14 protein-coding genes, 1 tRNA gene and 1 pseudogene are annotated in these 12,142 nt (G+C 71.4%); 1 reads left to right on the top strand and 15 read right to left on the bottom strand.

All coding sequences use genetic code 11. The annotated features are described in order from the left end of the window. Window positions 1-2 precede the first annotated feature (2 nt). The 13 genes and pseudogenes from galK to ACFPFQ_RS01040 form a co-directional block, all read right to left on the bottom strand. Window positions 3-1,124 carry a galactokinase gene (galK, locus tag ACFPFQ_RS01100; protein WP_379613739.1) on the bottom strand — a complete coding sequence of 374 codons (1,122 nt, stop codon included), beginning with the start codon at window positions 1,122-1,124 and terminating at the stop codon, window positions 3-5. After that, window positions 1,121-2,224, bottom strand: coding sequence for a galactose-1-phosphate uridylyltransferase (gene galT / locus ACFPFQ_RS01095; RefSeq protein ID WP_379614307.1), 1,104 nt, complete (start codon window positions 2,222-2,224; stop codon window positions 1,121-1,123). Before galT ends, galK begins: the two co-directional genes overlap by 4 nt. Before the next feature lie 17 nt (window positions 2,225-2,241). Continuing rightward, a complete protein-coding gene (locus tag ACFPFQ_RS01090) occupies window positions 2,242-3,009 on the bottom strand; it encodes a DeoR/GlpR family DNA-binding transcription regulator (RefSeq protein WP_379613737.1) in 768 nt (255 codons plus the stop codon). Continuing rightward, complete coding sequence (locus ACFPFQ_RS01085) at window positions 3,009-4,991, bottom strand: beta-galactosidase (RefSeq protein WP_379613735.1); 1,983 nt, start codon at window positions 4,989-4,991, stop codon at window positions 3,009-3,011. Before ACFPFQ_RS01085 ends, ACFPFQ_RS01090 begins: the two co-directional genes overlap by 1 nt. Further along, the gene (locus ACFPFQ_RS01080) at window positions 4,988-5,890 is read right to left on the bottom strand and encodes a carbohydrate ABC transporter permease (protein ID WP_379613733.1); all 903 of its coding nucleotides are present in this window, start codon (window positions 5,888-5,890) and stop codon (window positions 4,988-4,990) included. The genes ACFPFQ_RS01085 and ACFPFQ_RS01080 overlap by 4 nt, the downstream gene beginning before the upstream one ends. Further along, window positions 5,887-6,852 carry a carbohydrate ABC transporter permease gene (locus ACFPFQ_RS01075; RefSeq protein ID WP_379613732.1) on the bottom strand — a complete coding sequence of 322 codons (966 nt, stop codon included), beginning with the start codon at window positions 6,850-6,852 and terminating at the stop codon, window positions 5,887-5,889. Before ACFPFQ_RS01075 ends, ACFPFQ_RS01080 begins: the two co-directional genes overlap by 4 nt. A 10-nt stretch (window positions 6,853-6,862) precedes the next feature. Next, window positions 6,863-8,221 carry a carbohydrate ABC transporter substrate-binding protein gene (locus ACFPFQ_RS01070; RefSeq protein WP_379613730.1) on the bottom strand — a complete coding sequence of 453 codons (1,359 nt, stop codon included), beginning with the start codon at window positions 8,219-8,221 and terminating at the stop codon, window positions 6,863-6,865. A gap of 221 nt (window positions 8,222-8,442) precedes the next feature. Beyond that, complete coding sequence (locus ACFPFQ_RS01065) at window positions 8,443-8,760, bottom strand: hypothetical protein (protein WP_379613728.1); 318 nt, start codon at window positions 8,758-8,760, stop codon at window positions 8,443-8,445. Next, window positions 8,757-8,996 (bottom strand): hypothetical protein, encoded by a 240-nt coding sequence (locus tag ACFPFQ_RS01060; RefSeq protein ID WP_379613725.1) that lies wholly within the window; start codon window positions 8,994-8,996, stop codon window positions 8,757-8,759. The genes ACFPFQ_RS01065 and ACFPFQ_RS01060 overlap by 4 nt, the downstream gene beginning before the upstream one ends. 6 nt (window positions 8,997-9,002) lie before the next feature. Further along, window positions 9,003-9,068, bottom strand: a pseudogene (locus ACFPFQ_RS01055) (hypothetical protein); the annotation flags it as partial. Window positions 9,069-9,190: 122 nt separating this feature from the next. Further along, a complete protein-coding gene (locus ACFPFQ_RS01050) occupies window positions 9,191-9,400 on the bottom strand; it encodes a hypothetical protein (RefSeq protein ID WP_379613723.1) in 210 nt (69 codons plus the stop codon). Between the two features lie 73 nt (window positions 9,401-9,473). Beyond that, a complete protein-coding gene (locus tag ACFPFQ_RS01045; RefSeq protein ID WP_379613721.1) occupies window positions 9,474-9,617 on the bottom strand; it encodes a hypothetical protein in 144 nt (47 codons plus the stop codon). Between the two features lie 240 nt (window positions 9,618-9,857). Further along, a complete protein-coding gene (locus ACFPFQ_RS01040; protein ID WP_379613719.1) occupies window positions 9,858-10,385 on the bottom strand; it encodes a hypothetical protein in 528 nt (175 codons plus the stop codon). Between the two features lie 124 nt (window positions 10,386-10,509). Here ACFPFQ_RS01040 and ACFPFQ_RS01035 point away from each other — a divergent pair. After that, window positions 10,510-10,582 (top strand) — tRNA-Asn (locus ACFPFQ_RS01035). Window positions 10,583-10,727: 145 nt separating this feature from the next. On the opposite strand, the gene ACFPFQ_RS01030 is transcribed toward ACFPFQ_RS01035, so the two are convergent. Continuing rightward, complete coding sequence (locus ACFPFQ_RS01030) at window positions 10,728-10,922, bottom strand: helix-turn-helix transcriptional regulator (RefSeq protein WP_379613717.1); 195 nt, start codon at window positions 10,920-10,922, stop codon at window positions 10,728-10,730. 6 nt (window positions 10,923-10,928) lie between these two features. Next, window positions 10,929-11,192: a helix-turn-helix transcriptional regulator gene (locus ACFPFQ_RS01025; protein WP_379613715.1), complete on the bottom strand. Its 264-nt coding sequence runs from the start codon at window positions 11,190-11,192 to the stop codon at window positions 10,929-10,931. Between the last annotated feature and the right edge of the window lie 950 nt (window positions 11,193-12,142).

Here is a 12,142-nt window from a genome sequence, read left to right as displayed (position 1 = left end):
CCTCAGAGCCGGTGCGCCCCCGCCGAGGGCACGGCCTCCCGGATCTCCGGCGCCGTATGGCCCGCCTTCGCGAACGCCGACGTCACGTGCGCCACCATCGCCTCCGCCCGCTCCGCGGCCACCAGCGCGATGGCCGAGCCGCCGAACCCACCCCCGGTCATCCGGGCCCCGAGCGCCCCGGCCTCGCGGGCCGCGGCGCAGGCCAGGTCCAGCTCCGCGCACGACACCTCGTAGTCGACGGCGAGCGACGCGTGCGAGGCGTCGAGCAGCGGGCCGATGTCGCCCGGTCGCCCGGCGTCGAGCAGCGCGACGGTCTCGGCCACCCGCGCGATCTCGGTGACGACGTGGCGGGCCCGGGGGAGCAGATCAGGGTCGAGGCGCTCGAGGTCGGCGAGGGTGGCGTCACGCAGGCTGGGCATGCCCAACGCCGCGGCCGCCTTCTCGACCGCCGCCCGACGCGCGCCGTACTGCCCGTCGGCGAGGTGGTGGCGGACGCGGGTGTCGATCACGATCAGCGCCAGTCCCTCACCGGCCGGGGCGAACGGCACCTGCCGCGTCGCACCGTCGCGGGTGTCGAGCAGCAGCGCGTGCCCGGTCGTGGCCAGCAGCGACGCGGCCTGGTCCATCCCGCCCGTCGCGGCGCCGACCACCTCGTTCTCGGCGCGGATGCAGGCCGGGATGAGCGCGTCGCGGCCCAGCCGCAACCCGAACAGGTCGGTGACGGCCAGCGCGGTGGAGCACTCCAGCGCCGCCGATGACGACAGCCCGGCGCCGAGCGGGACGCTGTCGGTGACGAGCAGGTCCATGCCCCGCACCGGGTGTCCGGCGGCGCGCAGCGCCCACAGCACGCCCACCGCGTAACCGGCCCACGCGCCCGGTGCCCCCGGGCCCACGCCGTCGAGCGAGCCGTCGAACCCGCCGTCCTCGGCGAGGCTCCGGATCCGCACCCGGTCGTCGTCGCGGGCCGCCGCCTCCACCACGGTGTGCTCCGCGATGGCGAACGGCAGGCACAGTCCCTGGGCGTAGTCGACGTGCTCGCCGATCAGGTTGACGCGCCCGGGGGCGGCCCAGCGACCGTCGGGCTCGCGGTCGAACAGGCCCTGGAAGCTCGCCCCCGCTGTCACGGTCCGACCTCGCGCAGCCGCGCCGCGATGTGCTCGGGCGCCACATCGTTGATCCACGCCCCGACCCCGGACTCCGACCCCGCCAGGTACTTGAGCTTGCCCGGCGCCCGGCGCAGCGAGAACAACTGCAGGTGCAGGCGTGTCAGGTCCCGTCCGGTGTGGACGGGGGCCTGGTGCCAGCCCGCGATGTAGGGCGGCTCCTCGCCGAAGAACGCGTTGAAGCGGTGCAGCAGGTCGCGGTAGATGTCGGCCAGCTCGTCGCGCTCGTCGTCATCGAGCGCGGGGAAGTCGGGCACGGCGCGGTGGGGCACCAGGTGGACCTCGATCGGCCACCGCGCCGCGGCCGGGACGAACGCGGTCCAGTTCTCGCCGGCCCGCACCACGCGGGTGCCGGCCTTGCGCTCCGCGTCGAGGACGTCACCGAGCAGGTCCCGCCCGGTGCGCTGGCGGTGCGACCCCGCCCGCGTGATCAGCTGCGCGGTACGCGGCGTGACGAACGGGTACGCGTAGATCTGCCCGTGCGGGTGCTCCAGCGTCACCCCGATCTCCTTGCCCCGGTTCTCGAAGCAGAACACCTGCTCGATGCCGGGCATCGCCGAGAGCTCCGCGGTGCGATCGGCCCACGCCTCGATGACGGTGCGCACGCGCGACACCGGCAGCGCCCCGAACGACGTGTTGTGGTCGCTGGTGAAGCAGACGACCTCGCAGCGCCCCGCCGCCGGGCGCTGGGGCCACAGCGTGTCGCCGTCGACGTTGGCCGGCACCTCCTCGATCGCCTGCGCGAACGAGGGGAACCGGTTCTCGAACACGACGACGTCGTAGTCCGGCGCCGGGATCTCCGACGGTTCCCGACCCGGCCGGGTCGGGCAGAGCGGGCAGTGATCGGCGGGCGGCAGGTAGGTGCGGTCCATGCGGTGCGCCGCGATCGTCACCCACTCCCCGGTGAGCACGTCGAACCGCATGGTCGAGCCGGTCCGCACGGGCGGCAGGTCGCGGGTGTCGGGCACGGCGCGGCTCGCACCGCCGGACAGGTACGGCTCGGTGTCGTCGAAGTAGAACAGGTCACGACCGTCGGCCATCCGGGCCCTGGTGCGCCGCAACAGCGGGTTCACCGTGCTCACGCGACCAGCACCAGCCGTCCGCAGCTGCTCTCCAGCACCTGCCGGGCGCCCGGATCGAGCCCCTGGTCGCTCACCACCACGTCCACTTCGTCGAGGGTTGCGATCGTGCTCAACCCCACCACCCCCCACTTCGAGTTGTCGGCGACCACGGCCACCTGACGCGCGCTGGCCACCAGCGCGCGGTTCGTCTCGGCCTCTTCGAGGTTGGGTGTCGTGAACCCGGCCTCTGCGTCCATCCCGTGCACCCCCATCAACAGCCAGTCCACGTGCAACCCGCGCAACGCCGCCACCGCTACCGGCCCCACCAGCGCGTCCGACGGCGTCCGTTGCCCTCCGGTGAGTACCACCGCGAGATCGTCGCGGCCCGCCTCGTGCAGTACCTCGGCCACCCGCAGCGAGTTGGTCACCACGGTCAGCCGGGCGATGCCGAGCAGCGCCGATGCCACCGCGTGGGTGGTGGTGCCCGCCGAGAGCGCGACGGACGCGCCGGGCTCGATGAGCCGGGCCGCCGCCGCGGCGATCGCGTGCTTGGCCGTGGTGTGCAGGCCCGACTTCGCCGCGAAGCCGGGCTCGTCGACGCTGCTGCCCGCCGCCGTCGCGCCACCGTGTACGCGCGTGACGAGCCCGCGGGTCGCGAGCACGTCGATGTCGCGCCGCACGGTCATGTCCGACACGCCGAGCCGCTCGACGAGCTCGGAGACGCGAGCGCCTCCGGTGGTGCGTACCTCGTCGAGGATCAACTCCTGGCGCTGCCGGGCGAGCATCAGGCCCCTTCCTCCCGCACCACGGCCACGGATCCGGGTGCGACGGAAACGGTACCGGCGACGTCGCAGCCGGTGAGGAGCTCCACCCCGTGCGCCTCCACGGCAGCGGTCTGCTCACTCCGGTTGAGCACGAACAGGTACTTCCCACGGCGCACCAGCTCGACACCTGCCTGCGCCGCTGTCGCGACGCGCACGCCGGCTGCAGCCGCCAGCCGCGCCGCGAGCGCGGTGGTCGCGGCGTCGTCGAGCCGGGTGGCGAGGTACCAGGCGGCGCCGCTGCCGACCGGCCGCCGCGTCAGTGCGGGGGTGCCGGGGAGCGGCCCGTCGACGTAGGACGCGAGCACCTCGGCGTCGGGTGCGGTGAGCACCTCGGTCCACAGGTCGGCCCCGCTCCCGTCGTCGAGCGTGACGGTGGTGCCGGGCTGCAGCGGCGCGAACTCCTCGCTGCGCACGCCCAGCAGCTCCCGGAACGCCCCCGGGTACCCGCCGAGGCGGATGTGGTCGGACTCGTCGACGATGCCGGAGAAGTACGTGACGAGCACCTGGCCGCCGGCCTCGGCGAACGCGGCGACCGACGCCGCAGCGGCGTCGGTGCACAGGTACAGCGTCGGGACGACCACCAGGCGGTAGCCCGTCAGGTCGCTCTCGGGGTGCACGACGTCGGCCGTGGCCCCCAGCGCGGTGAGCGCGCGGTGCCAGCGCTGCGGCGCGTCGATGTAGTGCAGCTCGCCGGTGGGGTGCGACTGCTGATCGGCCGCCCACCAGGCCTCCCAGTCCCACAGCAGCGCGACATCGGCCTGCACCCGGCTGCCCGCCACCTCGCCGAGCTTCCCGAGCGCGGCGCCGAGTGCGGCGACCTCCCGGAAGCGCGCCGAGTCCGGCCCGGCGTGGGGCACCAGTGCGGAGTGGAACTTCTCGCCGCCCGCACGGGAGGCGCGCCACTGGAAGAAGCCGACGGCGTCCGCGCCGCGGGCGACGTGGCGCAGGGAGTCCAGCAGCAGCTCGCCGGGCCGCTTGGCGACGTTCACGGGCTGCCAGTTCACGGCGGAGGTCGCCGACTCCATGAGCAGCCACGGCGCGCCGCCCGCGACACCGCGGGTGAGGTCGTCGGTGAAGGCCTGCTCCGCCTGCGGGTGCGGCATCCGGTGGTCGAGGTAGTGGTCCTGCGAGACCACGTCCATGTCACCGGCCCACCGGAAGTAGTCCTGCTCGGACTGGTGCGAGCTGACCATGAAGTTCGTGGTGACGGGCACGTCCGGGCAGATGTCGCGCAGCACGTCGTGCTCGGCACGGTGGTAGTCGAGCAGCTCGTCGGAGGAGAAGCGGGCGAAGTCGAGCTGCTGGGTCGGGTTGGGCACCGCCGTGGTGATCCGCGGCGGCAGCACCTCGTCGAAGCTCGTGTAGTGCTGCGACCAGAACGCCGTGCCCCACGCGTCGTTGAGCTTCTCCACCGAGCCGTAGCGATCGGCCAGCCACGCCCGGAAGGCCGCCGCGGACACGTCGCACCAGCACTTGCCGTTGTGGCAGCCCAGCTCGTTGCTGACGTGCCACAGCCGCACGGCCGGATGCGCGCCGTAGCGGCGCGCCAGCTCCGCCACGAGCCGCAGCGCGCGCTGGCGGAACACCGGCGAGCTGGGGCACCAGGACTGGCGGCTGCCCGGCCACAGCGTCCGGCCGTCGGCGTCGACGGGCAGGATCTCCGGGTGCGCGGTGGTCAGCCACGGCGGCGGTGACGCCGTGGCCGTGGCCATGTCCACCGCGATGCCGTTCTCGTGCAGCAGCGCGAGGATCTCGTCGAGCCAGCCGAAGTCGAAGCGTCCCGGCGCCGGTTCGAGCAGCGCCCACGAGAACACGCCGAGCGTCACGAACCCGAGCCCGGCCTCCCGCATCAGCGCGACGTCCTCGCGCCAGACCTCGCGCGGCCACTGCTCGGGGTTGTAGTCGCACCCCATGGCGATGCCGTCGAACGGGAACACCGTCATCCCTTCGTCGCCCCGAGCGTGAGACCGGAGACGAACTGCCGCTGCAGCGCGAAGAAGATCACCAATACCGGCAGCATGACGAGAACCGAGCCCGCCGAGAGCAGGTTGTAGTCGGTGAAGAACTGGCCCTGCAGGTTGTTGAGCGAGCTCGTGATCGGGAACTTGTCACCGCGCTGCAGCAGCACGGTGGCCCAGAAGAACTCGTTGTAGACCCAGGTGACCTGCAGCGTCGCCAGCGCGGCCAGCGGCGGGCGGCACAGCGGCAGCGTCAGCTGCACGAACTGGCGCAGCACGCTCGCGCCGTCGACCCGGGCGGACTCGTAGATCTCCGCCGGGATCGTCTTCATGTAGTTGCTGAGCACGAACGTGCAGAACCCCAGCTGGAACGCGACGTTCACGGCGATCACGCCGAGCGGGGTGTTGAGCAGCGTGCCGGAGTCGCTGATCCAGAACGGCAGCTGGATGGCGCGGAACATCCGGTAGACCGGGATCAGCAGCGCCTGGGGCGGGAGCAGGTTGGCGGCCAGGAAGAACGCCAGCAGCGGCAGGTTGAGCTTGAAGCTGAAGCGCGACAGCACGAACGCCACGCAGGCGGCCAGGAACAGTGTGATCAGCACCGCCGGAACCGTGATCACCAGCGAGTTCCAGAAGTGCAGCCCGAAGTCGCCCGCGCTCCAGGCGTTGACGTAGTTCTGGAAGGTGAACCCGCCGAAGGACACGTAGCCGTGCTCGGCGGTGTAGGCGTAGTCGCGGAACGAGTTGAAGATCGCCCAGGCGATCGGGAAGAGCCAGGCGATCGACACCACGATCAGGAACGCGTGCAGCGCGAACCGCTTCGGCGGTACGCCGCCGGTCTTCACCAGCGGTGCAACGGCATGCGGGGCAACGGTGACCGTCATGGCTGCCTCTCCCGGATCACGATCGTCACGTAGACGGCCACGAAGATCGAGCTGATGATGAGCATGATCGTGGCCATCGCCGAGCCGAAGCCGATCCGGCTGGCCTCGCCCACCACGTTGGCGGTGACGAGCGCGGCGATCACCTCCAGGCCGTTGCGGCCCTTGTTGATGATCCAGACCAGGTCGAACGCCCGCAGCGCCTCGATCACCGTGATCACCAGCACGATCACGTTGATCGGCCGCATCACCGGGAACACGATCCGGAAGAACGCCTGGCGCTCGTTGGCGCCGTCGATCGCGGCGGCCTCCCGCAGCGAGGCGTCGACGGCCTTGAGACCCGCCAAGTACAGCAGCATGACGTAGCCGATGTGCTTCCAGCAGGTGGCCACCAGCGCCGCCCACAGGTTGTAGCGCGGGTCGCCGTACCAGTCCACCTGCGTGCCCAGCACCGCGTTGAGCAGGCCCTGGTCCCGGGAGTAGATCAGCTGCCAGATGAACCCGACGAGCGCCAGCGACAGCACGACCGGCAGGTACAGCGCCGTCTGGTAGAACCGGCTGCCCTTGATCTGCTTGTCCAGCAGCACGGCCAGGAACATGCCGGCAGGCGTCGCGACGACGAACAGCACGCCGAGCCAGATCAGGTTGTGTTGCAGCGCAGGCCAGAACGGCGGGTAGTTCGTGGCGACGTTGACGTAGTTCGTGGCGCCGATGACGTGGATGTCGGAGACCGCGCCGATGCCGTTCCAGTCGGTGAACGACAGCAGCACGGTGGCCACCGCGGGGAACCAGACCAGTACCAGCACCACGAGCGTCGGGATGCCGACCATGAGCCCGACGACGACGCGGTCGGCCGCGCTGAGCCTGCGGACACGCTGGTTGCGCGGCTTGGCCGCACGGGAGGGGCGATCCCTCCCCGCCTCGGTGTTCCGGGGCGGGGAGGTCGTTTCAGGGTGCGCAGTCATCTCGGCCCGATCAGGAGGTGAAGATGGTCTTCTTCTGGGCCTCGATGCTCTTCGTCAACCCGTCGATGTCGTTGGGGTTGCCGAGGAACTGCTGGATCGCCGGGATCATCACCGTGGAGGCGAAGTCGGGCCGGGTGTCGCGGTCCATGAACTGCGCGATGGACTTGGCGCCCTTGATGTAGTCGACCGCCTTCTTCTGCAGCTTCGTGTAGCCGGAGGTGTCGGCGCTGGAGCTGGCCGCGACCACCGTCGAGTCGGACTTGAGGTACGTGGCCTGCGCCGGCCCGGTGGCGAGGTAGCCGAGGAACTTCTTGGCAGCAGCCTCGTTCTTGGGCCGGGCCGCCATCATGAAGCCGTCGATCGGCGCCTCGATGGCATCGGTCCCGATCGTCGAGTCGATCTCGGGGAACGGGAAGAAGTCGAGGTCGTCACGGTCGGCGCCCTCGGTGAACTGCTGGCCGAGGAACATGCCGAGCACGTACATGCCCGCCTTCTTCTGCTGCAACGTCTGCGCGGCCTCCTGCCAGGTGCGGCCGAGGGCGTCGGGCTGGTGGTAGGGCAGCAGTCGCTTCCAGGTGTCGAACACCGTCTTGACCTTGGCGGAGTCCCAGGCCTGCTTGCCCGCCATCAGGTCGACGTGGAACTGGTAGCCGTTGATCCGCAGGTTCAGCTGGTCGAACGTGCCCATCGCGGGCCAGCCGTCCTTGTCGCCGAACGCGATCGGGGCCAGCCCGTCGGCCTGCATCTTCGTCGACAGCGCGACGAGCTCGTCGAGCGTCTTCGGGGCGGTGTAGCCCTTGGCGGCGAAGAGGCTGGGGCGGTAGTAGACGGCCCACGGGTAGTAGTCGAACGGCACGAAGTACTGCTTGCCGTCGGCGCCGGTGGACTGCTTCTTCAGCGCGTCCGTGGCACCGGAGATGCCGCTCCACACGTCGCTGATGTCGCCCGCGAGGCCCTGCTGGGCGAAGAACTGCATGCGGTAGCCGGCGAACCACGTGAACACGTCGTCGGGCTGGCCCTGCAGGTAGTTGTTGATGTTCTCCTGGAACGTGTTGTGGTCGATCGTGTTGGTCTTCACCTGGATGGCGGGGTCGTTGAACCCGGCGACGAGCGCCTCGTAGGCCTTCTTCGGCACGGCGTCGGACTGGTTGGAGCCGAAGGTCAGCGTGCCGCTGGCGGCGGCAGGCGCGGCGCCCGTGCTCGGCGTGCTGCTGCCGCCCCCGCAGGCCGCCAGCAGGCCGGTGGCACCGAGCAGGCCGGCCCCGGCGAAAGCGCCCTTGAGCAGCGAGCGCCTGCCGATGCCGGTGGCCGATACCGACGCCGGAACCAGTCCGGCCAGGTATGCCGCCTCGGACGAGGGTCGGGACATGTCGCCTCCATTGGTGATCAGGTCTTCCCGCCGGCCGTGTCACGTCCAGGTGACGGCCATGAGGTGAACGCACGATGGCGCAGCAACCCGACGGAGTCAATACTTCCCAACATCTTCCAACAAGGAAGATGCCCAAATGTCACCAACTACCAACACGGGCGGCCCTGTCCGGACGTCAGCAGGGCGTCCCTCCTGACGTGCGGCGGGGGAGGGGAGGCTCGCTACCCGAGGAGTTGGCGCACCGTCGCGGCCGGATCGGCCAGGAAGCGGCGCATGGTGCGCACCGGCAGCGCGTCGTCGTAGGAGGCGGGCGTGAGCGTGCCGTCGGCGCGGATCTCCAGGATCCGGGCGTCGGGAACGGCCGGCAGGATCGGCGAGTTGGTGGCGATGAGGAACTGTGCGCCTGCCCGGCACAGCTCGTGGATGCGGCGGACCGCGTACAGGCAGCCCCGCGCCGACAGCGCGGCTTCCGGCTCGTCGAGCAGGTGGAGACCGCGGGGTTTGAACCGGTCGGGTGAGCAGGTCGAGGAACGACTCACCGTGGGAGCGGGCGTGCTGCGTGACCACGCCGATGCTGGCCATGATCGGTGGGCCGCCGCCCGATCTCGGTGGCCACGTTGTAGTACGACTCCGCGCGCAGGAAGAACGAGGTCCGTTCGCCCCCCGGTGCCCGGCCCAGCCGCAGCGCGCCGCCCAGCGCCGACTCGCTCGAGCGGGTGGCGAAGTTGAACGAGCGTGACCCGCCCTCGGCGTTGAAACCGGCCGCGACGGCCACGCCCTCGACGAGCGTCGACTTGCCCGACCCGTTCTCTCCGACGAGGAACGTGACGCCCGGCCCGAGCGTCAGCCAGGCCTGGCGCAGCCCGGCGACGACGGGCAGGTCGAACGGATAACCGGTGCCGGCCGCCTGCTCGTCGAGCGCGACGTAGCGGACGAACCGGCCGGGCCCCGGCGGCGGTGGGGTGCGGCTCAGCGGCCGTGCCCGTTGGTGCCGGCATCGGCGTGGCGACCGCCGTTCATCGTCTCCTCGACGCGGGCCCGCACGACCCCGGCCGCACCCTGCACCGCGGGATGGTCGGCCACCCGCTGGTAGGTGCGCTTGAGCTGCTCGTAGCGCTCGTGGCCGGCCTTGGTGCCCAGCACGTAGCCGATGGCCGCGCCCAGCAGGAACTTCAGCATGATGCCTCCCGGCCTCGTGGAACGCGCCCCGGTGTGAAACGCCGCCCTGCCATCCTGCCCCAGCCCGCCGGGTTCATCGGAACGCGGGCGCAAGTGCCATCGGCACCTCACCCCACACCGCGCGGGTCGCGGCCACCACCTCGGCGGCCGGCGCGGTGAGTCGTGGCAGGTCGGCTGCCGGTCGCTGCACCGCGTCGACGAGCCGGTGCTGGATCATCGCCCGCCGCGTGGGCGTGACGTCGCGCAGCCGGCGATCCGGCTGCGGTGGATCGTCGGCGAGGGCCCGTGGCAGGAACCACGCGGCCGAGCGGAAGGCCCACGCGACCCGGGCGACGTCCAGCGACCGGTCGAAGCCCGCGGTCGCGACGACCGGGAGTCGCCGGGGGACAGCGCGGTGGCGTCGGGCCGAGCAGGTCGGCGACCCCGCGCAGCTCGTCGAGCGCGGAGGCGGACGGTGTCACCCCGATCCTCGGGAGCAGGTGCGCGAGCGCCCCGGCGCCGTCGGCCAGCTCCCCGGTCGTGGGATCGGCGTCGACCGGCAACGCACCGGCGAACGGGGCGGTGGCGGCGCCGAACGCCGCCTCCCCGCGCACCGTGGCGCGCTGGACGCCCGCGAACGCGTCGACCCACGCGGCGAGGGCGCCCGCGGCGGCGTCCGGTCGGAGCCGAGCAGCGCGTCGGCGAGGTCGGGCCCGCGCCCGGCATCGGCCATGACGATCAGCGGCGCCGCCGCGACCGCCAGCAGCTCCGGAGCGGCGACGCCGCGACCGCGCAGCAGCGTGAGCGCACCCGCCTCCCGCACCCACCGCTCACCCGGCCCGGCCGCCTTGACGACCACCGTCCCCGCGAGGCCGACGGCGCGGACGACCACCGCGTCCTCCCCGCCCCGCAACGGTGGGCCGGTGGCCCTCGGCACGACCCCGCCCAGCGCCGCGCCCGCCGCGTCGAGAGCCTCCGCGATGCAGCCGCCCTGCGGTGACGACACGGCCCCAGCCTGGCGTACTTGCCGTCAGGCCACACTCTTGTTCGGTTGGGGCCCCCCGCCACAATCTGGCGCGACGGTGCGCTAAAGTTCTCTTCGCCAGCGAGGCAGCGCCTCGCAAGTACGGTCCTCCGTAGCTCAATTGGCAGAGCATGCGACTGTTAATCGCAGGGTTACTGGTTCGAGTCCAGTCGGAGGAGCTCTACCAGCGGCGATGCCGCTGACGATCTTGTGTCAGATGATCGATTCCTGGTTTATTCCTGTGATCCACTTCTGTCGTGGTCACGGCGAGATCAACTTCAGGTGTGGCGTCAGCGTGCGGCCCTGGCGGTTCACGCGTGCCGGTCAGACCGGGTCCTTCCTCGTCTCGAGCCAGTTCAGTAGTTCCCCGCGCCGCCAGCGCAGGTGCCGCCCGATCCTGTAGGCCGGGCAGAACCTGCCCACGGCCCGCTGCTTGTAGATGCTCTGCACGGGGATCTGGAGCATCTCGGAGACGTCGTCGATGCTCAGGAGCCGGTCGAGCTCGTCCGTCGAGGCCATGATCCTTCACCCGGATCGTCCGCTTGGCCCCGGCCGGAACCGTGCACCATCTCGAGCAGGGACGATGCGCGACACCGTCCGCGCAGAGCCGTCGTCGAGCGCGGTGAACCAGTCGCGGACCTCCCGTTCCTCGTAATGCAGGTCGCGCCCGACCCGGCGTGCCCGAGGGTCGAGGCCGTGCCGTCGCCATTGGTAGAGCGTCCCGCCTGAGATGGTGAGGTCGTCGGCGACGTCCTGCGCGGTCCGGAGCCGCTCGGTCCGCTCGGTCATGGTGATTACCTTTCATCCCTGTCGCTGGCCGCCGGGCGACGACCGGGACCGATCGTCCGGATCGCTGTGGTCGACGCAGTGGTCGGCAGTGGTCCGACCTGTGGTCGCCTGTTCCCTCCTCGGGTGGGACAGGCGACCAGGTGCTGACCGCAGGTCGACCACGAATACGTATCGGTGACCACGTATCGACCACGCGCTGACCACGGGGTCGACAACGGCAGGGAACGGCCGACCACGAGTCGGACCACAGGGTCGGCTACGGGCGTGGTTGTTGACGCGGCATCGCAGGAGCTGCCGGGTGGACAGGCTGCCGCGGACCTGCGCCGTGGCCGGGCAGCGGTCGGGAGGCTGTCAGCGCGGCCGCGATCCGGGAGCACGAGGAGGCCGGCGAGGATCCGGAGGACATCGCCGAGGACTTCGGGCTGACGGTCGACCAGCTGCGTTGGGCGCTGGGCCTACGAGACGTCGATCCGGGCCGCCTGCCCGTGCCCGTGCGGCTGGTGGTGCACGGAAGACGGGCGCAAGCCCACGACCGTCGGGTCTAACTCGACTCCGACGTGCTCGGCCTCGCCCACATGCCGCGCCGGCCTGCGCCCGGACGTCACCTATCCCGGCGATCCCGGCCTTGTGTGATGAAGCGGCTGCGCGCGCCGTGCCCGATCACGAGCCCGGCCACGAAGGACCACGTCTCGATCCCGCAGGTAGCTGGGCTGGACTGGGCTGGGCTGGGTGATCGTCACCCGGGACTCGCGCATCCAAGACGCATCGGGCCGAGATCGGTGCCGTCCGTGACAGCGGGGCGAGGACGGTGGCGCCGGGCGGCCAGGAAGCGCGGGGGACGTTCGACCAGCTGGAGGTGTTCATGTTCCGCTGGCGGGCGATCGAGGGCCGCCTCGACGAGCCGGGCCCGCTCATCTGCGTTGCGACCCGGACCAAGTTCAGACGCGCGG

This window comes from Pseudonocardia sp. GCM10023141 (genome assembly GCF_042653605.1).
This window is presented reverse-complemented; position numbering and strand designations above follow the sequence as displayed.

Coding starts and splice junctions, on each gene's coding strand:
- ACFPFQ_RS01090 (WP_379613737.1), bottom strand. CDS start 3,009: ATGCTCGCCCGGCAGCGCCAGGAGTTGATCCTCGACGAGGTACGCACC.
- ACFPFQ_RS01085 (WP_379613735.1), bottom strand. CDS start 4,991: ATGACGGTGTTCCCGTTCGACGGCATCGCCATGGGGTGCGACTACAAC.
- ACFPFQ_RS01080 (WP_379613733.1), bottom strand. CDS start 5,890: ATGACGGTCACCGTTGCCCCGCATGCCGTTGCACCGCTGGTGAAGACC.
- ACFPFQ_RS01075 (WP_379613732.1), bottom strand. CDS start 6,852: ATGACTGCGCACCCTGAAACGACCTCCCCGCCCCGGAACACCGAGGCG.
- ACFPFQ_RS01070 (WP_379613730.1), bottom strand. CDS start 8,221: ATGTCCCGACCCTCGTCCGAGGCGGCATACCTGGCCGGACTGGTTCCG.
- ACFPFQ_RS01050 (WP_379613723.1), bottom strand. CDS start 9,400: ATGCTGAAGTTCCTGCTGGGCGCGGCCATCGGCTACGTGCTGGGCACC.
- ACFPFQ_RS01045 (WP_379613721.1), bottom strand. CDS start 9,617: ATGATCCAGCACCGGCTCGTCGACGCGGTGCAGCGACCGGCAGCCGAC.
- ACFPFQ_RS01030 (WP_379613717.1), bottom strand. CDS start 10,922: ATGGCCTCGACGGACGAGCTCGACCGGCTCCTGAGCATCGACGACGTC.
- ACFPFQ_RS01025 (WP_379613715.1), bottom strand. CDS start 11,192: ATGACCGAGCGGACCGAGCGGCTCCGGACCGCGCAGGACGTCGCCGAC.